The 22,225-nt window shown below is 57.4% G+C and carries 17 protein-coding genes and 1 tRNA gene; 11 read left to right on the top strand and 7 right to left on the bottom strand.

The features are described from left to right. The first annotated feature begins 10 nt into the window (after nt 1-10). Entirely contained in the window at nt 11-1,078 is a 1,068-nt protein-coding gene (locus tag KF814_08220) for a hypothetical protein (protein MBX3236124.1), read from the top strand. Nucleotides 1,079-1,215: 137 nt separating this feature from the next. After that, nucleotides 1,216-1,710, top strand: a complete 495-nt coding sequence (locus tag KF814_08215) for a PilZ domain-containing protein (GenBank protein ID MBX3236123.1) — start codon at nt 1,216-1,218, stop codon at nt 1,708-1,710. Between the two features lie 19 nt (nt 1,711-1,729). Here the strand turns inward: KF814_08215 and KF814_08210 are convergent, their stop codons facing one another. Next, a complete protein-coding gene (locus tag KF814_08210) occupies nt 1,730-4,402 on the bottom strand; it encodes an ABC transporter permease (protein MBX3236122.1) in 2,673 nt (890 codons plus the stop codon). Further along, nucleotides 4,399-5,103, bottom strand: a complete 705-nt coding sequence (locus KF814_08205) for an ABC transporter ATP-binding protein (protein MBX3236121.1) — start codon at nt 5,101-5,103, stop codon at nt 4,399-4,401. The genes KF814_08210 and KF814_08205 overlap by 4 nt, the downstream gene beginning before the upstream one ends. Before the next feature lie 59 nt (nt 5,104-5,162). Between KF814_08205 and KF814_08200 the strand changes: the two genes are divergently transcribed. Continuing rightward, nucleotides 5,163-5,942: an arylesterase gene (locus tag KF814_08200; protein ID MBX3236120.1), complete on the top strand. Its 780-nt coding sequence runs from the start codon at nt 5,163-5,165 to the stop codon at nt 5,940-5,942. Between the two features lie 58 nt (nt 5,943-6,000). On the opposite strand, the gene KF814_08195 is transcribed toward KF814_08200, so the two are convergent. From KF814_08195 to KF814_08185, 3 genes are all read right to left on the bottom strand, one after another. Next, complete coding sequence (locus KF814_08195; GenBank protein MBX3236119.1) at nt 6,001-6,177, bottom strand: hypothetical protein; 177 nt, start codon at nt 6,175-6,177, stop codon at nt 6,001-6,003. A gap of 149 nt (nt 6,178-6,326) precedes the next feature. Then, nucleotides 6,327-6,665 (bottom strand): hypothetical protein, encoded by a 339-nt coding sequence (locus tag KF814_08190; GenBank protein MBX3236118.1) that lies wholly within the window; start codon nt 6,663-6,665, stop codon nt 6,327-6,329. Nucleotides 6,666-7,420: 755 nt separating this feature from the next. Further along, nucleotides 7,421-8,452, bottom strand: a complete 1,032-nt coding sequence (locus KF814_08185; protein ID MBX3236117.1) for a ChaN family lipoprotein — start codon at nt 8,450-8,452, stop codon at nt 7,421-7,423. Nucleotides 8,453-8,681: 229 nt separating this feature from the next. Between KF814_08185 and KF814_08180 the strand changes: the two genes are divergently transcribed. The 4 genes from KF814_08180 to KF814_08165 all read left to right on the top strand — a co-directional run bounded on the left by KF814_08180 (nt 8,682) and on the right by KF814_08165 (nt 14,350). After that, nucleotides 8,682-9,878: a hypothetical protein gene (locus KF814_08180; GenBank protein ID MBX3236116.1), complete on the top strand. Its 1,197-nt coding sequence runs from the start codon at nt 8,682-8,684 to the stop codon at nt 9,876-9,878. A gap of 148 nt (nt 9,879-10,026) precedes the next feature. Further along, nucleotides 10,027-10,968, top strand: coding sequence for a MoxR family ATPase (locus KF814_08175; protein MBX3236115.1), 942 nt, complete (start codon nt 10,027-10,029; stop codon nt 10,966-10,968). 54 nt (nt 10,969-11,022) lie between these two features. Then, nucleotides 11,023-12,147, top strand: coding sequence for a DUF58 domain-containing protein (locus KF814_08170; protein MBX3236114.1), 1,125 nt, complete (start codon nt 11,023-11,025; stop codon nt 12,145-12,147). Next, a complete protein-coding gene (locus KF814_08165) occupies nt 12,137-14,350 on the top strand; it encodes a DUF3488 domain-containing protein (protein MBX3236113.1) in 2,214 nt (737 codons plus the stop codon). The genes KF814_08170 and KF814_08165 overlap by 11 nt, the downstream gene beginning before the upstream one ends. A gap of 5 nt (nt 14,351-14,355) precedes the next feature. Here the strand turns inward: KF814_08165 and KF814_08160 are convergent, their stop codons facing one another. Together KF814_08160 and KF814_08155 are read right to left on the bottom strand one after the other, a co-directional pair. Continuing rightward, entirely contained in the window at nt 14,356-15,327 is a 972-nt protein-coding gene (locus KF814_08160; GenBank protein ID MBX3236112.1) for a pyridoxal-phosphate dependent enzyme, read from the bottom strand. A gap of 150 nt (nt 15,328-15,477) precedes the next feature. Then, nucleotides 15,478-15,552: transfer RNA gene (locus tag KF814_08155), tRNA-Gly, on the bottom strand. Nucleotides 15,553-16,126: 574 nt separating this feature from the next. Here KF814_08155 and KF814_08150 point away from each other — a divergent pair. The 4 genes from KF814_08150 to KF814_08135 all read left to right on the top strand — a co-directional run bounded on the left by KF814_08150 (nt 16,127) and on the right by KF814_08135 (nt 21,912). Next, the gene (locus KF814_08150) at nt 16,127-19,564 is read left to right on the top strand and encodes a molybdopterin-dependent oxidoreductase (GenBank protein MBX3236111.1); all 3,438 of its coding nucleotides are present in this window, start codon (nt 16,127-16,129) and stop codon (nt 19,562-19,564) included. A gap of 87 nt (nt 19,565-19,651) precedes the next feature. After that, entirely contained in the window at nt 19,652-20,941 is a 1,290-nt protein-coding gene (locus KF814_08145; protein ID MBX3236110.1) for a nitrate oxidoreductase subunit beta, read from the top strand. Nucleotides 20,942-21,141: 200 nt separating this feature from the next. Further along, nucleotides 21,142-21,471 carry a hypothetical protein gene (locus KF814_08140; protein MBX3236109.1) on the top strand — a complete coding sequence of 110 codons (330 nt, stop codon included), beginning with the start codon at nt 21,142-21,144 and terminating at the stop codon, nt 21,469-21,471. 72 nt (nt 21,472-21,543) lie between these two features. After that, a complete protein-coding gene (locus tag KF814_08135; GenBank protein MBX3236108.1) occupies nt 21,544-21,912 on the top strand; it encodes a hypothetical protein in 369 nt (122 codons plus the stop codon). Nucleotides 21,913-22,225: the final 313 nt, after the last annotated feature.

The following is a 22,225-nucleotide window of genomic DNA, read 5'->3' as shown; positions in this document are numbered from 1 at the left end:
CCCCGCACGCATGTCGTCTCTGCCGAAACCGCGGTTTTTCGCCGACCACGGGTACCTCTTTCTCGCCGTACCAGGCTTTCTGGTGCTTATGCTGGCCATGTTCCTCTTCGAGTCCAGCGCCAACCTCACCACACTCGACTTCAAGCGCGTCATCAATAGCCTGATCAAAGCCGAGCCGCCTCTGGCAGCTGAGGGAGCCTCCGACCCGGGACAAGTGAAGAAAGCTCCGCCGCGTCCCTCGCCCCAAACCATCATGCTGACGGAGATCAAGGCCCGGTACATTTGGCTCTCGACTGTCTTGCTCAACATCATCGTGCCCCTCTGTGTATCCGTGCTTTGTGCGTTGATCATCATCCGTGCACATCCTGCCAGACGACTGCGAATTGTGCTCGTAACGGGAGTCGCTCTCTGCGGAAGCGGGATGCTGCTCCTCGCGATCCAGGACGAGACTCATGTCCTGTATCGCGCCGTCTTCGGATTCACGTATCTCACGCTACAAGGGTCCGGGATGATCGACCCGGGGCTGCTACTGTTTGCCAAAGCGGTGGTGTCATTCATCAACGTGCTGGCGGCGATCACTCCGGTAGTCGCAGTATTGGCCGCCTGCAGTATCGTGGCGCCCCCCCTTCGTCAGGACATGGTGGACCCTGATTACTTGGCGGGGCAAATGCGGCAGCTGAACGAAGTCCTGTACTCCGGCTCATCCCTGCTGGTCGTCGGCATTCTGCACATGGGAGCTTGGTTACGTTGGCCCGCGGCGCTCATCCCGGACAAGGGTCCGCAAGAGGCGGTGCTCGGAGCCGGACTGTCTATTACGATGTTCTGGGGAGCGACCTTCACGCTGATGTTGGTCGTGACCTATCTGCCTGGGGCAATCTACCTGGCTCGCCGCGCGGACACCCTCCTTCGAACCCCGGCCTTTGCATCCAAGATCGTCGATCGGCAAAAGTGGCTCAAGGATAACGGGCTTCGGCTCACCCTGGAAGAACACCTCATTCAATTTGGGGTCATGTTGGCGCCGTTGATGGCCGGTCCCCTCGGCTCCTTCCTGTTGGCCCCACTGAGTTCCGCCGGATAGCCGGCTTCTCACGTTCGAATCATTCACACACACACACTTCCCTCTTACGGCTCGCCCACCCTTCGAGGGGTTGTCGGCAGTGACGAGCGAGCGTTAAGGTGACGGCCTCTATCAAGGCCATCAGGAATGCTCGTCACATGACCATGCCCACTTGCCCTTCCTGCCGAACCAACAAAGTGCAGCCCGCTCCCCGACGCTCGTTTACGGATCGCCTGCTCGGGTTCTTTCTGTTTACGCCGTTTCGATGCCAGCTCTGTGGCCACAGTTTTCATCGGATCATGCGCCAGCGCACTGCCGCCACACGTCGAAACTATCAGCGCATCCCGGTACGCTATCCCGTTTGGTTTCAGACCACACTTCCCGCGCGTTCCAGGGAAACCTTTCAGGGCACGGTGGAAAATCTATCCATTCGGGGTTGCAGAGTCCGGAGCGCGACATCATTTCCAATTGGTACACGCCTGCAGCTGGAATTCCTTCCCTCGCCCCACACCTTTCCCATCACGATCGATGGGGCGATCGTCAGGTCACGAAGGGACGACGTGGTGGGGTTACGGTTTGTGGCGCTGTTGCGGGAGGAAGAGCGTCGGATCAGTCACATCGTAAATCTTAAGCTACCGAGTCCCTCATCTTAGCTTCAGTCCGGTTCTACGACTATTCCTGTCGAAGGACCCTCAGTGGACGCTGCCCCAGAAGTCGATAGGTGCTGAGAAATCCCACGGCCATCGTGAGCAAGATGGTGCCGGCCAAACCCATCGCCAATAGCGAGGGCACGAGCGACCATGGCAAGTCGAGCACGTAGCGTAACGTCGCCCAGGCGAGTCCGTTGGCCAGAACAATGCCCACGGTCCCTGCCACGCAGCCGAGCAACGCATATTCGACGGCAAATGCCTGCGCAATCAGCCCTCTGGTGGCTCCCAAGGCCTTCAGCACCACAGCCTCATACAACCGCTGATACCGAGTAGCCGTGAGGGCAGCTGCCATGACCAGTGCCCCGGCGAGGATGCAAAACAGCGCGACCGCTCGGATCGCCAATGCCAGCCGCTCAAGGACCCGGGCGAATGTCGCCATGACATCGCCGATATTGATGGCCGTCACATTCGGCAGCGTCGCGACAACCCTTGTTTGGAGCGGGACCTCCTCGTCGGGCGATACGCGGACCGTTCCGACGTAGGTCATCGGCGCATCATCAAGCGATCCGGGAGATAGAATCATGTAAAAATTGGTGGAGAAGTTCCCCCACTCCACTTTCCGAATACTGGCTACCTCGGCCTCCACCGACGTGCCTTGAATATCAAGGTCCATAATCGATCCAACGGAGAGCCCCATATACCGAGCCGCCTCCTCCTCCACTGAGACAAAGGGGCGCGAGGCTACTTCGCCCGGTTTCCACCAGGCGCCTTGGATGATCTGGTTATCTTTGGGAAGCTCAGCCAAAAAGGTCAGCGCATATTCGCGGCTGAGATACCAATTCTTCCGTTTGTCCTCCCGAGTCTGTGATGCCTGTTCCTCCTGTTCACTAGAGGCCTCGGTCTTCACAGCCTGACCATTGATAGCACGGACGCGCGCCCGAACCAGCGGAGTGAGATGGGGGGCGAGTTTCCCGGTCTGCTCGTGCACCAGGGCGCTGAAACGATCCGTTTGGTCCGGCTGGATATCGATAAAGAAAAACGTTGGAGAATCGGCAGGACGATGTTCACTGATGTTGTGAATAAGCGAATGTTCGATGACTCCAATAGTCATGATGACCATCACTCCGACGCCGATCGACACCATGACTCCAAGGGCCTGGCTACCGGGGCGATGCAGATTCCCCAAGGCGTGGCGCAGGACCAGCGCGTCCGGAGGAGGGAGCCGACTAATGCCAGCCAAAAGACTTCTCGCGCTCATCACCAGAGCGGTAAGGGCGATCAGAAGACCGCCGATAAACAAGAGCCCAACCATCCAAGATCCAGATTGCCACATTGACAGAGCTGCAAGGCCGGCACCAATTATCAAAGCCGTCCCGGCAGGAATCGGATCTCTCCTAAATGATTCGAACCACCTTCGTCCAAACCACACCCGTGTGGGCAAATGAGCGGCGAGGGGAACTTCCACTTCTCGACGAAAGATCGCCGCCGGTTTCACTTCCCGTACCCTCAGGAGCGGCCACAGACTGAAAAAGAGGGTTGTGAGCACGCCCAGACCAACCCCCTTTACCAGAGGACCTATGGCCGACGAAGAGAACGCCGGGGCATACTCGATCTGCCCGAGGAGATCGCTGGCCAGCAACGTCGCGAGCACGCCAGGCAGCATTTGTTGCAAGGCCATCCCGAGCAGCAACCCGATGAGACTTCCCGCCAACCCCAATCCCACCGCCTGAGCCAAATAGGCCTGAATCACAATTCGGTTGTCGGCTCCTAGCGTCTTGAGGATCGCGATTGCATGGAACTTTTCCCGAAGAAACGCCTGGATCGACATGGCAACCCCAATCCCGCCAACAAATAAAGCCGTCAGCCCGACCAATCCAAGGTAACGGGCCAACTGGTCGAGAAACTGTTTGAGTTGCGGCTGGGCATCTCGATACGAGGACACCCGCGCCGATTCCGTGGCGAGCTTCCCGCGAAGTTCGTACAACAATGGCTGAACGGCGCCCTGCGGGGGAATCTTGAGCAGATAGCGTTCTCGCACCCGACTCCCGGTCTTGATCAGCTCCGTAGCTTGCAATGCCTCTTGGGAGATCAGAACACGGGGACCGAGGCTGAACATATTGGCCATGCGATCTGGCTCCGTTCGAACCACGCCAGTAACGACAAAGGAGGCCTGCCCGATCTTCATCGTTCCGCCAATTGCCAGGTTGAGGCGGATCAAGAGGGATTCATGGACAAGGGCTCCATAACAGGGTCGGTCGCATCCCGCGGCAATAGGGCGCAGCAGGTCTTGGAGGGGACGGTCAGGCTCCAGCCGAATCTTTCCATACAGAGGATACGCCGGCTCAACGGCCTTCAGTTCAACCAGTTGACTTGGCGAGCCATCCTTTATCTCCGGAGAATGCTTCGTCACCATCGCGACCAATTCGCTCACGTGCGTGAGGAGGGCACCGCGTTCAGTCACTGCGCGAAGCACCGATGATCCGTTGTCGCTGAGTCGACGTGACAGACGAATCTCCAGGTCGCCGCCGAGCAGGCCGCGAGCCTCTTTGAGCACGGCGCGTTCGACATCTGCGGAAAAGAGTGCCACGCCTGCAACTGCACCGACGCCGAGGGCGATGCAGGCGAGAAACAAGACAAAATGGCGCCACGCGGCGCGTGATTCCCGCCACGCCATTGCGAACCAGAAGGGCATCATTCGAAACGCTCCCAGCCCTGATGATCCGAGCCGCTCTGGTGATCGGATTCCACCCTGCCGTCTTTCAGAGTAATCACACGCTCCATTGCGCCAGCAACCTGTCGGTCGTGAGTAACCAAAACCAGCGTAGTCCCGGCTTCACGATGCAAGGTCATGATCAGGTCCATGACCTGTTGCCCCGTGGAGGAATCGAGGTTGCCCGTGGGTTCATCGGCAAGGAGAATGGGTGGACGTCGAGCAAAGGCCCGCGCGACGGCGACACGTTGCTGTTCACCACCCGAAAGCTGCACCGGATAGTGATGCATTCGATGCGTTAAGCCGACTGCGGCCAGCAACTCTGCAGCTCGTTCTCGCGCGCGAGCATCTTTGGCCAATTCCAACGGCACAGCCACATTTTCAATCGCAGTCATGGTGGGAATGAGATGGAAGGATTGAAAGATGTACCCAACCTTTTCCAACCTCAGCCGTGCTAATGCTTCTTCCCGCAAACCGGTGATGTCGACTCCATCCAGTAAAATGCTGCCAGAGGTTGGCCGATCGAGGCCGGCGATGAGTCCTAGCAGAGTCGACTTACCGCTACCGGATGGGCCTACGATCGCCACCGTCTGCTTTTGGGAAATTTCGAACGTGATGTCGTGTAGAATTGGGACGGTTTGGCCCGCGGCGATCAATTGCATGGCCACATGCTGGAGAGCGATCATGAATCCTTTCCGTCCCGTCGGCTACGACGACAGACTGGTTCATATTATACTGTAGGGCAATGGGCTACTCGTCGCTTTTCATGATCTGTCGACTCTCTCGCATGAATGCACTCATCCCCTTCGCCTTGCTGCCGGCGGCAACGCTTCTCATGATCTCATCATGGACTACAGTACTCGCCATGCAGATGGCGACCACTTACGCTCCGGGGCAGGCCGTTTCATCCCCCACAGAGCTTGAAAGGCGAGACCCACGTCCTCGCATCGTGGCGTTCGGTGATAGTCTCACGGCTGGATTCGGCGTGTCACAGGATCAGGCGTATCCTTCACAACTCGAAAGTAAGCTCGCGTCATTGGGATACGACTATGAAGTGGTGAATGCTGGTGTCAGCGGTGAAACAACAGCAGGAGGTCTCAGACGTGTCGGCTGGATTCTGAAGAGTAAACCTAGACTGGTAGTGCTGGAACTGGGCGGGAATGACGGCCTGCGGGGACTGAGCCTCTCCGAGACACGATCAAATCTAGATACTATTATTCGAAAGCTGAAAGAAGCCCATGTCCAAGTCGTCCTTGCGGGAATGAAGCTCCCGCCCAACTACGGAGAGGAATACACAAGACAATTTGAGGCGATCTATCGGGAGCTCGCCTCTCGGCATCACCTACCATTCGTTCCGTTTTTCTTGGAGGGGGTCGGAGGAAAGAGCGGGTTGAACCAGGCGGATGGCATTCACCCGACAGCGGAGGGCCATCGCATTATTGCAGAGACGGTTCTGCAGACGGTGAGGCCCCTTCTGAATCGCTCCGAAGGGGCAGACAACTTATCACCCAAAAAGAAAGCGTGAAACAGCGCCCAACCCCCGCTGGCAGGCACCATTTCACGCTTGAATCTACGGTCTACTGTTAGCCCTTCTTGATGAAGGTATCGTAGACACCGAACGCCAAGACCAAGCCGATCAGGACATAGTACATGGCCGTGATACCGCTGTAATCCGGCGGACCTTCGCTGACGTTGGCAAAGGCAACGGCTGACTGCAACGCCACGAGCCCACTGATCGTTCCTGCGACCAACCTGTTCATGGATCTACCCCCTTGTAGGCAAGAAACCAAAAAGAGGGCTGTATCTTACAGAATCGAGATTGAAGGGTGCAAGAGGGTTTTCACCTTGAAAAACCCATCGCAATGGGTGACGGGCGGGAAAGAAGTCGCGCTCTTCATGATCCGCTGGCTCATGCCTTATCGAACAACTTCAGCATTGCAGCCACCTCCCGACTCGTACCGGCCAGAGCCTCCAACCGAGCACACTTCTCAGCCAGGATTCCGGTAATCGCTTTGATTTCCCCGTCAAACTGTTCGACCTGTCGAGAGAGACCGGTTGTCTTTGTAATGGTAGACTTATGGACTTCCAATTCGTGTTGCAGTTCTCGACAGGATGCCTGTAAGGACTTCGCCTCTTCGACAGAAGCCTCCAATTGTTGCGTTATTCTAGCGACAGCTGCATCTCGATTCCTGAGATCGGCCTCGAGCCCCACCTGCGCAACCTCGCTCTCCCGTCTTCGGGCGTCCATATTCCGAATCACTTCAACCCAAGCTGCGACCTCGCTACCATTGAAATCAGGAGCTGGCGGAAGAGGGTGGTCATGTTCCATGGCCTGCACCGTGCGCTGCATCCACTCCATGAATCGGGTGAGTTCACTGAGTTTGACGTCATTGGATGGCGTCGAGGAGGGTACTCGTCGTTCAGATTCAGGGCGCGGGACAACGGGTTTGACCCTCGACGCAGCACGGGCCCTGTGCAATTGCTGATACTCGAGCAGAGATGCCACACCATGCCGACAGAGTGGTTGTTCCGAGAGCGTGCATGAACACCTGGCTTCGAGGAATCCCTCATGAAGCCGAATCGTCTGTTCGTAGAGGCCGGAATTTCCCATGACTGCAGAGGTTACCTGCGTATCGGAGGCGTCAGTAATGCGCACCCTATGTTCGGCATGGTACTGCCTTCCAATTTGGAAGGCAGTCGGCTCTACCACCGAACTGATCATGGAAGCATCCAACAGACTTAGACGGTCGGCTGAACAGGCGATCTTTCCTCTCATATGTCCACCAGTTCTGTATGTAGGGGGAAATGAGGCATTGCCAAGCTTGTCTCGTAGTCTGACCAGCGACCGCTTTAGTGTCAAGGTTGCACCTCCAGCCTACAAGCCGCAGCCACTGAAAGAAATCTAGAGGCTAGGTGGGGATTTCACAATCCCGCCAGGGAGGGGAGACACCCCCTCTCCTCCGGGGGAATCAAAGCATAGGCGCATTGCGTGGTGAATGCTGTTTAGCGACAGCGCTTGGGGGAACCTTGCGCACCGGCAGGTGTGAGCCAAATGAAATCGGCAATACCTTCCCTCATTGAATCCCTCAGTTCAGTCTCCCGGTTTGGCTCAAATGTCGAGAGGTACACAGTGACTTGCTTGAGGTCCGATGGGATTCTTCGCAGAACTCGGTTCGGTACGGGGAGTTTATACTGGATATGACCACCGCCGGTGTAACTGACGATGGGACCAGGAGCCTGATGTCCCTTGAACTCAGAAGCCCGTACCAACGTCGCCACGGTCTTCGCCATACCCTCGTCCCTTACCATGGAAGCCTCATACATGGTTTGGTAGCCTTCCGGTGCGCCTCCCCCATGACAAGCTTGTAGTTGGGAGAGAATCCGATCGCGATAAGCCGGATCATCCACGATCGTTTCGCTCGCCATGCCCCACTGACCCCAATCCGGTCGCTCGCGCATGCGCGTGACTCCGTACTGTACAACCTGCCGAATGAGGGTCTTGGGCGGATTGAGAGCGATCACTGACAGTCGATGATCCTTGGCAAACTGTACTAGGGGCTCATAGTCCTCGAAGGGGCCACCCCAGTTCTGCTTCCACAGAACTCGATCGAGGAAATGGTCCCGGGACGCCTCGGTCGAGCGGAGGTACTCATCTAGGGCAGGTTGGCCGTCCCAACCGAACATTTCCATGGCCAAGGTCGGTTGACGCCCCTGATCGAGCATCGCTTGCAAGACCTCCAACGCAGCCGCAATGTGATGAGAATTGTGATGCTCTTCCCCCAAGTAGATGACGTCATACTGGGCCAGCGCTTTCTCCCATTCTGACCTTGGAACCGCGGTACCAGTCTTGGTATCGATCACCTGCCCCGCAGACCAGGCCACGGAGCCCGCCTGAAGGGATTGCGCCGCAATGGGACGAACCTCACCATTACAGCCGGTAAGCAGCAAAAAATCGACCAACAGGAGAGCAGTCAGTCCGACAAGCTTCCGCGAACCAGACATCAGAGCCGAGCGCGAGGTGTTACTGATTCCCATGGCCAGTACCTATCATACGGTCCAGCTAGGGGCAACCACACCGCCTTGACTCCATATCTACCCCCCCGCTAGGCTGCACTTGATCGTGCAGGAATTCATGGAGCCTGACCCAGCAGACTTGGCCACGTTTCGGCGTCGAGTATCCTCGGCCCGCTCTTCGAATGAAGCAGCGTGGGAATCTTCTCGACGCCTAATCGTCACCGACGCCCTCCCTGCAACACTCGACGCCTTGACTCGAGCCGTCCAATCCTCACCCATTTCGGAATCGCTCAAGCCCAAACTGCTCGACGCCCTGCAACGCCACCATCAGAGCCAGCCCTCAAGCAGGAGCGAAACCCTCAAGGAACTGACGGGACTTCCTCCATCAAAAGCATTGCGCGCGCTTTGCGTTCTCTTCGGCATTCGTGGCGCGATAGCTCCCAAATGGCCGACTCCGGAAATAACACCGCAAGCGGTCGAAACATTTGTGCGCTCGCACAACAATCCCTTCGACCTATTATTGGAGACAACGCCCGCATCCCTCTTGGAACTCGGAGCTGGCGATCTCTCATTTGCCGAGCAATTGGTAGAGCAATACGTGCCGGCATTGCGCGAGCACGATCGCACATTGATTCTACATTCCCTCGATCGCCTCAACCCCGACTCCCGATTGGGTGGGCCGCTGCATGCCAATCCGATTCGCCTCAGAACAATTCGGGAAAATCCCAGCGTCCAGTTCTCGTTCCATGGGAATCAAGATATGTTTGCATTGCAGGCGCTGGATCAAACCGAACGGCTAGCTGCAAGGTATGCAATCGTGACCTGTTGGGCACCGGCGACGCCTACGTTTGCCTACGAACCCACACGTTTATCCTCGGACATCATTGACACAGAACTGCGGAGGACGAAAGGCCACTCAAGGCAGATACGCCATGAGAAGGAGGCCGCGCTCGAGGTCCTGCACGGCGGCCGGAGCCTCGTCTTTCCACCATGGAAGTTTGAAATTCGAGGCCCGCTTGCTTTGCTTGAGTTGATGGCGAACCGAGGGGCGCTCTGCATCCTAGGGGCGGTCGATTCTCAGGTCTTTTGGGAGATTCTGTCCCAACTGATCGAATCTCCTGACGTCCGGCCGCCGGACGTGGCACTGAATCCAGAGCTAATTCCGTCACTGTTTGGAGAGATATACCAGCGCCTCTCAGAATTGAAAGAAGGCGACCGGTGCAGCCTCGCCGATCTGACGCCCCTGCGCCGTGAAATGCCTCGGGTTCTCCCTACTCAGGCAGTGGCAACAAGCCCCTTTCGATTTCGCATGGTCGAAATCCGCCGTGGAGCACGATTTGATTTGATACCGGCCAGTAGCACTGCGGAGAAATTCCGTGACATGGCGGAAGAGTCCTCGCCATGGTTTCTCACCCTTGTGCCCGAATCCACTCCCGTCAGTGATTAAATCCTCGTTCGCCGACTCCGGAGCTGCAGTATGGATCCTAGTTGTGCAGGAAACTCTCGTTAAATTGACGGTCCGTACCCCCTCTGTTAGACTTCCTTCATACGTGGCCGGGCCCTGAACCCGGTGCCTGTCTCAAAGAACCTCCATCGTGAATTCCTCTCAATCTATCAAAGCCTTACGCGACAACGTTGCACGTGTCATCAAGGGTAAATCCCGCGTCATCGAAATGTCGGTCGTCTGCCTTCTCGCCAGAGGGCATTTGCTCATCGAAGACGTGCCGGGGGTCGGGAAAACCACGTTGGCACACAGTCTTGCGCGATCAATCGACTGCTCATTCAAACGGATCCAATTCACGAGCGACCTTTTGCCCTCTGATATCGTGGGAATCTCGATCTTCAATCGGCAGAAGCAGGCGTTTGAGTTCATGCCGGGGCCCCTGTTCGCAAACATCGTGTTGGCTGACGAAATCAACCGCACCACTCCAAAAACCCAAAGCAGCTTGCTGGAGGCGATGAGTGAGGCCCAGATTTCCGTCGATAACCAAACCTATCCGCTCGCCCAACCGTTTATGGTAATCGCCACACAGAATCCGGCGGAATATCACGGCACCTTTCCCTTGCCGGAATCGCAACTCGACCGGTTTCTGATGCGGCTCCGAATCGGCTACCCGACTCCGGACGAGGAAAAGAAGGTGTTGGACCGTCCGCAGTCACTCCACCCGGCCAACGAAATTCAAGCCGTGCTTACCGCTCAGAATGTGCTCGATCTGCAAGCGATGGTGGAAAAGGTTCGGATGGAAGACAGTCTCTTGGACTACCTACTAGCCATCGTGCAAGCCACGCGTCAGCACGAGATGCTGTCCCTGGGCGTAAGCACACGCGGGACCTTGGCACTGTGTAAAGCGGCCAAAGCCCTTGCTCTCGTACGCGACCGGGACTATTGCTGCCCCGAGGACATCAAGGAACTGGCCCCAACCGTCCTATCTCACCGCGTCATGCTTAACCGTGCCCAGGGTGTGCGTACCAACAGCTTCGAGCAAGCTGAACGGGTGATTCAGGATCTCTTGGCCGCTGTACCGGTCCCTATCTAAACCGGCATAGGGCGCTGTCTCATCCCCCCTCGGTTGAGGACATCACGTTGGACTATGCCGCAGCCCTTCGCTAGGACCATCTTCAGCCGAATCTCGCCACGCCGCTCGATACGATTGACATCCGAAGGCACCCGCTTCCTGCTGTTTACCCTAGCAGTCGGTGTAGCCGCCGTGAACACCGGCAACAATCTCTTCTACCTGTTGCTCGCCATGATGCTGAGCTTGATCGTCATGTCTGGCCTGCTTTCTGAGCAGTGCCTCCGGCGATTGGAATTTGGCCGCCATGCTCCCGAGTACCTGTTCGCCAACGAACCGACGACGATCACACTCGAGGTAAAAAATTGCAAACTCCGCCTACCCAGTTTTTCTCTTCGTCTCGTTGACGTCACCGAGGGGATCGATCTCGACCGTGGCGCCCATCTCCAATACATCGCACCACGAGCCACTATCTTGATCTCGTATCCTTTACTGCTGCTGAAACGTGGATACTCTCGTCTCGACGGGATTCGCGTTATCACACCATTCCCCTTTGGCCTGTTCTTGAAAAAGCGTTATTACCCAGCCGAGACCTCTATCATTGTCTGCCCCGCACGGTATCCACTCCCCTCCAGCTTACTCCAAGACTTAGGCGTGATCGGGCAGGATCAACACCTGGCCCAACGAGGACGAGGCCTTTCTCTCTACAATCTTCGGGAGTACCGTACAGGCGATGATTCCCGTGCGATACATTGGATGACCACGGCACGCACGTCCAAACTCATGATCAAGGAGACTGAGGCCGAAGATCAGAGGTGGGTAACCCTGGCAATGTCGCCGGTAGCCCCGCCCGAGCATGACAGCCGATTCGAGAGAGCCTTGTCCATTGCCGGCTCGATCGTACAGCTACTCCATTCTCGGGGATATCATTTGCGCTTGGTGCTGGGATCAGAATCCATCCCGTTCGGAGCCGGAGAGGAACATGCGACTCGAATCCTAGAGACATTGGCACTGTGTACGCGCTCTAATCCGGAAAACGCGGATGATGTAGAGACCGCCTTGACGCAAGTCCTTAGAAACTCCCGAGATGGATTCACCGTCCTCATCCGACCGTGGATCTCAGCCGGTTCCTCGCCTCTCGGTATCCCTATCGATATCACCATTGACCCGGAATCCTATCGGGACCTTTTTGATGTCGCTTGATCGGGCGTTCAGGCTCAGTTCGATACTGCTGGCCGGCACCAGTTTTGCCAGTCTCGGACTCGCGATGCTGCTGCCGACTTGGTTACTTATTCTCGGTAGCGCGGCGTTCGCGGTGGCCCTCGTTCGCCTCATAAAGACATCCGGTGTGGGTGCGAGGCTCTCGACGGTACGGTTTTCCGCCTTAACCTGGAACATCTTTCTGCTGCTGGCATTTGCCGGGTTTTGGGCGGATCTGATATTCATCTCACAAGAGTTGCTGCCGGCCGGCATTCATTTTCTGGTCACACTCCTAATCAATAAGCTGTTCAACCTGGAACATCGTCGTGACTTTCAGCACCTCTATGCCATCAGCCTCATGGCCATCCTTGCCTCCGCCGCACTCACGTCACATGTCTGGTATGCCCCGATCTTCATAGCCTATCTTTTGAGCGGCGTCTGGACACTCCTGCTCTACCACCTCACGAAGGAACGAGAGGAGCAAGTCGGGCCTGACGGTCAGCCCCTCGTTCATGCAACACGCACCTTGAACAGCAGGCCGATTAGCTTGAGATTCTTTTGGACGACCAATGCCGTGGCCGCCGGAGCCTTCTGCCTCACCCTCATGTTCTTCTTTGCGATTCCCAGAATCGGTGTCGGATTTTTTCAAAAAGGGCGGGGGGACAGCCTGCGGACAACCGGCTTCACCGAGCATGTTGATTTGGGAATGATTGGCCCGGTCAAACACGACCCAAGCGTAGTCATGCGTGTTGAACTGCCGGAAGGAATCGAGGGGAGAGGCAAAGCCGAATCGTTGTACCTACGCGGCGTGGCGTACGATCAGTACAATGGAAAATCATGGAGCAATAGCCTGCTGCATCGCCGCACACTGATGGAATCCCCTCAAGGAACATTCACGGTTCGGGCCACAACAAACGTGCCCCCTCCGCCAGCGACTGCTCGTCTTAGGCAAGACATTTTGCTGGAACCATTGGACACTCCGGTCATTTTCGGCGCGCCGTTGCCGGTCACTGTGATCGGAGACTTCCTCTCCGTTCAGTCAGACCCGATGAGCGCACTCTATTTGCCATTTCCCAGCAACTCGCGCCTTCAGTACTCGGTTTACTCAATGCCGAGGAGCATTATCCCCGCCGATCAAAAGGCGACCGCCTTCCTATATTCCGAATTCATTCAGCGGCACTATTTGCAGTTACCGCCGACAAGCCCGCAAGTGTCCGATCTGGCCCATAGCATTACCAAGTCCGCAACGAGCATCGCCCATGCGGTAAGTCTGATCCGAACCCATCTGCTTACGAGCTATCGCTACAGTTTGGAAATTCCCGCAACGCAGTCCGCACGGCCACTTGAGGATTTCCTATTCGATCGGAGGACCGGGTACTGCGAGCATTATGCAACGGCAATGGTGGTCCTCCTGCGATCAGTGGGCATTCCAGCCCGGCTGGTCACAGGCTTCTTGGCCACTGAATGGAACGGCTTCGGAAGTTACTATACGGTGCGACAACGTGATGCCCACGCCTGGGTCGAAGTGTATTTTCCTCAATCAGGCTGGGTCACCATGGATCCCACTCCATCAGCACCGGCCCCGGCACCATCCAGCTGGTGGCAAGCGACGCGAAGCGCTCTGGATTCGGTCCGTCTGAAGTGGGATCGACTTTTCGTCCACTACAGCGCGAGCGACCAAATGGCGATGGTACAGAACCTTCGGGAAAGCGGAGATGCCATGCGATCCCGGCTGGCCGATTCGTTCTTCACAATGTTTGCGCCCGTGACCGAGACTCTCGGCCGCTCACTTGCCAAGGTCTCGCACGTTAACAGATCGCAGGCCCTGCTGATGGCTGCGATCCTGCTGGCAGGGATTGGATATCTCCTCTTCCTCACCCGCCGGCGTAGCGAAAGACCAGTCATTGGCAGGAACGCGCTGACGTCGACACAGCAGACGGCCGTTGTGATCTATCAAGATTTGCTGGTCTGTTGCTCCCGGCAGGGCTTAGTGAAGGCTCCTGCAACGACACCGCTGGAATTTCTAGGAGAGATCAAGATTCACTGGTCGGAAGCACTCCCCAGCGCCGAAGCCCTTACACAGCTGTATACCCGCTCTCGCTTCGGCCTCACACCAATGACCGCTGGAGACCTGGATGCCGCACGCCAGCTGTTGCAGACCCTCCAGGCATTGACCCGCCCCATCAGGCCGGAACCGAAGTTGTGATCGGTCTAGTGCAAAGAAGCGGAGAGCGAGTCCCAGAACACCGATAAATCCGCGTTTCCACCGGTCAGAATTACACCTACCGTACGATCTCTCAGGCACCCTTCCGCGCGCAGCAGCGGAGCGATAGCCACGGCACTCGACGGCTCGATAACCACCTTAATGCGCTCGAATACGAAGCGCATCGCATCGATGATCTCCTGCTCCTGAACCACGAAGAATCCGGACAGATGCTGGCGTAGAATGGGCAGTGCCAGGTCACCCAGCGTCGCGCGTAATCCGTCTGCAATGGTATGCGGATGTACGACTGGCACAATGCGATTCTCCCGCACGGAGACCATGGCATCCAACGCGCCGGCGGGTTCGCAAGCATAGAGACAAATATCCGCCTTTCTGGCATGAGCCGCCACACAGAGGCCTGACATCAGCCCTCCACCGCTCACCGGGGCCAGCAATACGTCAAGATTCGGAACCTGGGAGAGAAATTCCAGCGCCACCGTGCCTTGACCGGCCATGACGTCCGGATCGTTGTAGGGATGCACCAGAACGGCGTCGTGCCGAAGTACCAAGTCGCGAGCCAATCGTTCGGCTTCGGGACGATTGGGGGCTTCGTACAGCGCTGCGCCGTAGCCCAGCACCGCTGCACGTTTGGCGACATTCACCGGCGCGGGCATGACCACATGCGCAACTCGCCCCTGCAATCGACACGCTAGCGCTACGCCTTGCGCATGGTTGCCCGAAGATATGGTCACGATAGGCCGGGAGTCTCCACTCGCGGCCAATCGCGACACGGCGTTGTAGGCTCCGCGAAACTTAAACGCTCCGACCCGCTGGAAGTTCTCGCACTTCAGGAAAACGCGTGCTCGAGCGACCTCATCCAGCCGTCGATTGGCCACGACCGGAGTCATATGCGCGACGCCCTGCAATCTCGCCGCAGCCTGCTCAATCTGGACAATCGTAATGGGGTCGGTCATGGCCATGCCGGAAACATGTCCCCCTGCGCCCAGGATACGGCCCCGCAGCCTAGATACAAATGCACAGCATACGTATCCGAATACGGGAGTGCACAATTGCCACTCACGTGTTTGGGGAAGAGAGGAAAAGAAACTGCAAGAGATAGGAGGTAGGTTTGGAGCGGGAAACGGGATTTGAACCCGCGACCCTCGCCTTGGCAAGGCGATGCTCTACCACTGAGCTATTCCCGCTCGCTCTACCGACAAAAGAGGCGGGATTCTACCGACGCCACCGCGCTCTGTCAAGGCATACTGCCCTTTCCATTTCAACAGGTTCATCCGTAAGTCGTATCTTTCTCCTGATCCTTACTGTTACCACGATGGAACTGCCGCATTCTGTCACGCTCAATGCGCTACCATTTGGTAACACCGCGAAATGAATGACAACTAATTGTTATCACACACCTTTCTAGCGCAGTGCCGCCCACATGTAATCAATGGCTACGTTTACTTCCCAAATGTTGGCCTTCCAGCTCTTAAACACACAAACCGAAAAGAGCATTTTATCTCCATACTTTCCTGCACTTACAAATCAAGCCTGACTTTCATCCTCACCCAACCAGTCTGGTTTGACTATTGCCTATAGAGCCGTGGGTTATGCACGCTCGAGCCCTCATAATCATCAATTATTTGCACAAGTACCTCGGGCAATTCAGTGAGGAAGAGCGCGACATCGAAACAGAGGGGAGGTGGTAGGTTTTTTCGTGGTTTGTGCCAGTTAGGGTACATGGGCTTCTGAAGCCCGTAACTTGAGGAGGTGTTCACGATGTTTCTTTCACGTCGGCAGTTTTTGAAAGTCTCGGCGGGGACTGTCGCGGCGGTGGCCGTGGCGGACAAGGTCCTGGCGCTGACCGCGCTGCAGCCGGTCATCGAAGTCGGGAACCCGTTGGGCGAGTACCCGGACCGGTCGTGGGAGCGTGTCTACCATGACCAGTATCGGTATGACTCGTCGTTCACGTGGTGCTGCTCGCCGAACGATACGCACGCCTGCCGCATCCGGGCCTTCGTCCGGAACGGCGTGGTCATGCGGGTGGAGCAGAACTACGACCACCAGACCTATGAAGACCTCTACGGCAACCGCGGGACGTTCGCGCACAACCCGCGCATGTGCTTGAAGGGGTTCACCTTCCATCGCCGCGTGTACGGCCCCTATCGGTTGAAGGGGCCGTTGATGCGGAAGGGCTGGAAGGAATGGATGGACGCCGGCTCCCCGGAGCTGACGCCCGAAACCAAGCAGAAGTATAAGTTCAACGCCCGGTATCTGGACGACATGCTGCGCGTGTCGTGGGATACGGCGTTCACCTATATCGCCAAGGGTATGATCCTGATCGGGACGCGGTACAGCGGCGAGGCCGGCGCGCGGCGGTTGCGCGAGCAGGGCTACGCCCCGGAAATGATCGAGATGATGAAGGGCGCGGGCACACGGTGCTTCAAGCATCGCGCGGGCATGCCGGTGCTCGGCATCTTGGGCAAGATGGGGAACACCCGGGTCAACGGCGGCATCAATGCCCTGTTGGACACCTGGATCCGCAAGGTCAGCCCGGATCAGGCGCAGGGCGGCCGCTACTGGTCGAACTACACCTGGCACGGCGACCAGAACCCCTCCCATCCCTGGTGGTCGGGCGCGCAGGGGTCCGACGTCGACCTCGCCGACATGCGCTTCTCTAAGCTGAACACCAGCTGGGGGAAGAACTTCGTCGAGAACAAGATGCCGGAAGCGCACTGGAAGATGGAGTGTATCGAGCGCGGCGCCCGTGTGGTCGTCATCACGCCCGAATACAATCCGACGGCCTATCGGGCGGACTACTGGATGCCGCTGCGGCCGGAATCCGACGGGGCCATTTTCATCGGTGCGATGAAGATCCTCGTCGACGAGAACATGCACGACACGGACTTCTTGAAGGGATACACCGACTCCCCCGTGTTGGTCCGTACGGACACGTTGCAGTTCTTGGATCCGCGCGATGTGGTGGCGGATTACAAGTTCCCGGACTTCTCCAAGAGCTACTCGGGCCGGATGCAGTCGTTGAAACCCGAGCAGATCGAGCGCTTGGGCGGCATGATGGTCTGGGACCTGAACAAGCAGAAGGCCGTCCCGCTCCATCGGGAGCAGGTGGGCTGGCACTACTTGAACAGCGGCATTGATGCGGCGCTGACCGGGACCTACCGGGTGAAGCTGCTCAATGGCCGGGAAGTCGACGCCATGCCGGTCTGGCAGATGTACCTGGTGCACTTCCAGGACTACGACCTGGATACCGCGCATCAGATCTGCCGGACGCCGAAGGACCTGTTGGTCCGGTGGGCGCGCGATTCGGGCACGATCAAGCCCGCCGCGATCCACAACGGCGAAGGTGTGACGCACTACTTCCATATGACCTCGAACGGCCGGGCGGCCGCGATGGTCCTCATCATCACGGGCAACGTCGGGAAGTTCGGGACCGGGCAGCATACCTGGGCCGGTAACTACAAGGCCGGAACCTGGACGGCGACCCCCTGGTCAGGCGCCGGGTTGGCCGTGCACACGGGCGAGGATCCCTTCAACATCACCACGGATCCGAACGCGCACGGCAAGGAAATCAAGACCAAGTCGTACTACTACGGCGAAGAAGTCGGCTACTGGAACCACGGCGATACGGCCTTGATCGTCAATACGCCCAAGTATGGACGCAAGGTGTTCACCGGGAAAACCCACATGCCGACGCCGAGCAAGGTCCGCTGGGTCGTCAACGTGAACGTGCTCAACAACGCCAAGCACCACTACGACATGGTGAAGAACGTCGATCCGAACATCGAGATGCTGGTCACCCAGGACATCGAGATGACGTCCGACGTCAACCATAACGACGTGGCCATGGCCTGCAACTCCTGGATGGAGTTCACCTATCCGGAAATGACGGTGACGGTGTCCAATCCGTGGGTGCAGATCTGGAAAGGCGGCATCCGGCCGCTGTACGACACGCGCAACGACCTCGACACGTTCGCCGGGGTTGCGGCCAAGTTGTCGGATATGACCGGCGACAAGCGCATGCGGGACTACTTCGCGATGGTCTATGCCAACCGCGTTGACGTCTACGCTCAGCGCATGCTCGACGCCTCCAGCACCTTCTACGGCTACTCGGCCGACGTGATGCTGAAGAGCGAAAAGGGCTGGATGGTCATGGTCCGGACCTACCCGCGCCATCCGTTCTGGGAAGAGACCAACGAGTCGAAGCCCATGTGGACACGCACGGGCCGGTATGAAAACTACCGGACGGAGCCGGAAGCGATCGAATACGGCGAAAACTTTGTGGTGCACCGCGAGGGCCCGGAAGCCACGCCGTATCTGCCGAACGCGATCATGACGAGCAACCCGTACGTCCGCCCGGACGACTACGGGATTCCGATCACGGCGCAGCACCATGACGACAAAACGGTGCGCAACATCAAGCTGCCGTGGCAGGAAATCAAGCGGCACTCGAACCCGTTGTGGGAAAAAGGGTACCAGTTCTACTGCGTCACCCCGAAGACCCGCCACCGGGTCCACAGCCAGTGGTCGGTGAACGACTGGGTGCAGATTTACGAGTCGAACTTCGGCGATCCCTACCGCATGGACAAGCGGACGCCGGGCGTCGGCGAGCACCAGATCCACATCAACCCGCAGGCCGCGAAGGATCGCGGCATCAACGACGGCGACTACGTGTATGTCGACGGCAACCCGGTGGACCGGCCGTACCGCGGCTGGAAGCCCTCGGATCCGTACTACAAGGTCGCGCGCTTGATGATCCGCGCCAAGTACAACCCGGCGTATCCGTACCACGTCACGATGGCGAAGCACGCCCCGTACGTGTCGACGCCGAAGTCGGTGAAGGGCCACGAGACGCGACCGGACGGCCGCGCCATCGCGGTGGACACCGGCTATCAGTCCAACTTCCGGTATGGGGCCCAACAGTCCTTTACCCGGAACTGGTTGATGCCGATGCACCAAACCGACTCGCTGCCGGGCAAACACGCGATTGCCTGGAAGTTCAAGTGGGGCTATCAGGTCGACCACCACGCGATCAACACGGTCCCGAAGGAATGCTTGATCCGCATCACCAAGGCGGAAGACGGCGGCATCGGGGCGCGTGGGCCGTGGGAACCGGTCCGGACGGGCTTCACGCCGGGTCAGGAAAACGAGTTCATGATCAAGTGGCTCAAAGGCGAGCACATCAAGATCAAAGTCTAACGGCATGGCACGTCGCAGGGAGGGTGTTGCACCATGAACACCACCACCCGCTGTGCGCACGGCCACTAATGAATTACGGAGGAGACTATGCCTGAAGTCTATAACTGGCAACTGGGACGAAAGATGTTGTACCCCTATGAGGAACGACATCCGAAGTGGCAGTTTGCCTTCGTCTTCAATATCAATCGCTGCCTGGCGTGTCAGACCTGCAGCATGGCGGATAAGTCCACGTGGCTCTTCTCCAAGGGCCAGGAGTACATGTGGTGGAACAATGTGGAAACCAAGCCGTATGGCGGGTATCCCCAGTTCTACGATGTGAAAATTACGCAGCTGATCGAACAAGTCAATCCGGGAGGCCAGGTGTGGAACGTCCGCGTCGGGCGGAAACATCATGCCCCCTACGGGGTGTTCGAAGGGATGACCATCTTTGACGCCGGCGCCAAGGTGGGGCAGGCGGCGATCGGCTATATTCCGACCGACCAGGAATGGCGGTTCGTGAATATCTATGAAGACACGGCCACCTCGATGCGGGCGTTGGTCGAAGGGATCGATAAGACCGGGTTCTCCCGCGACGAACCGTGGAAGATGACCGGAAGCAGTCTGCCGGAACATGAGACCTTCTTCTTCTATCTCCAGCGCATCTGTAATCACTGCACCTATCCCGGCTGCTTGGCGGCGTGCCCCCGCAAGGCCATCTACAAGCGGCCGGAAGACGGCATTGTGCTGATCGATCAGAACCGGTGTCGAGGGTACAAGAAGTGCGTGGAACAGTGCCCCTATAAGAAACCCATGTACCGCGGCACCACGCGGGTCAGTGAAAAATGTATTGCCTGCTATCCGCGCATCGAGGGCAAAGATCCCTTGACCGGGGGGGAGCCGATGGAAACCCGCTGCATGGCGGCCTGCGTCGGCAAGATCCGCATGCAGAGCCTCATGCGCATCGGGGACGATGGGCTCTGGGCGGAAGATCGGTGGCATCCCCTCTACTACGCGATCCGGGTGGAGCAAGTGGCCTTGCCGCTGTATCCGCAATGGGGCACCGAGCCCAACGGCTTCTACATCCCGCCCCGGCATTCACCGCGCGGTTATGCCCGCCAGATGTTCGGCCCCGGTGTGGACAATGCCATTGAGAAGTATTTGGTCCCGAGCCGGGAACTGCTGGCCGTTCTCCAGCTGTGGCGCGCAAGCCAACAGATCGTGTTCCGCTATGACGTGATTCCGGGGCCGAAAGTGTTTGAAACCCAAATTCATGGCAAGCGGTTCGAGATGTACAACGACACGGTGTTGGGCTTCAACAAATCGGGCAAAGAAGTGGCTCGTGTACAAGTCGAGGAACCGATCTACATCAGACCGGCGGAACGCGTGACCTGGCTCTAAGCCAAAGCGTAGGCACAGTGCTCGCGGGGCGGGTCCCCCTTACGGAGATCCGCCCCTATAATAAAATCAGATTGTTCTTGAACATCGGTCTTTCGGCTCAGTTCATTCTCCATCTTCTGCGCACTTGACGAGACTCATCCCCTCCAGTACAGTTCTTAGAAAGAACACCATACCACCGTAAGTGAGGGAGCACTTTCAGCGTGACATCCCAGCCGCAGCAATCAACCCCATTTGCTGCTCAAGCCATCCCATTCGATGAATTCCTCGCTTCAGGTAAACTCCCCGACGGCTACCTTGATAGCGAGTATGTGGAGCAGCAATTTGTCGAACGGCTCGTTCATTATATTCTGAGTGTCCCATCTGGAAGTTACTCCATGGCCCAACTCAGCCAACTCCTTGAACAACTGGACCCTCGAGGACAAGTCTTCTTTTTTAAACGCCTCAAAGAGACGAGCCCAGATTGTCTCAAAGATTTCGCGCCTCTGTACTATGGATTCATGAACGAGTTTCATTCCCTCCTCTTCACGTAGCCGAAAAAATACTCCTTGTCCGTCCATCAATCTCATGTATAATCACGCTTCATCATTAGGAAAAGGAGCAACATGAATCCATCGTTACAACGAGGCGTCACCAGTTTTTATAATTTAATCTACGAGGCCCAAACCTTCGCCACCGCAATGGCCAGGATCGATACAGCCGAGCAGGAGCATTATGCGGGACGTATTGAAGGACTCAATTGGGTCTTGGACCGTTGTCAGGAATTGGAAGATATGGATACCAATCTTACCCCGTCATCCCTGCAGAGAATCCTGGGAGAAGTGAAATCGGACCTCGAACACGAGCTCTCTGTTCAGCGTCGGGAAAAAGGACGGCGTGCAGATGGACGGGAGGAAGCGCTCAATTTCGTAGCAGATTACCTCTCTAGTCTGATAACCGCCACAGAAATCGAATCTGCCAAGACCACAGTTTGACCGGCGCAGACGCAGCAAATGCCGAAGTCATTCAGGAGGCGACGCCAAGATAACTTCATGACGGCTCGTACACGATTCTTGGATCGTGTCGGGTCGTTGCGCACCTCCCTCAACGCAGACCGCTTGATCTCTTGACGGTCCAAATCCACATACCCATAAAATTGACCATGCTACCGTCACAGCGAAGACCTTCGGGCGTACTTGGGGGCCAACGAGTCAATCGAAACCGCCCGCCTGCCGACCAAGGACAGCGACAGTTCGACTCTCTCAGGGCCTCCCTCCTGTTTTGTCCACGCTGTCAGGTGGCGACGCC

The sequence above is a fragment of the Nitrospiraceae bacterium genome, assembly GCA_019637075.1.
In the GTDB taxonomy this organism is placed as follows: domain Bacteria; phylum Nitrospirota; class Nitrospiria; order Nitrospirales; family Nitrospiraceae; genus JAHBWI01.
This window is presented reverse-complemented; position numbering and strand designations above follow the sequence as displayed.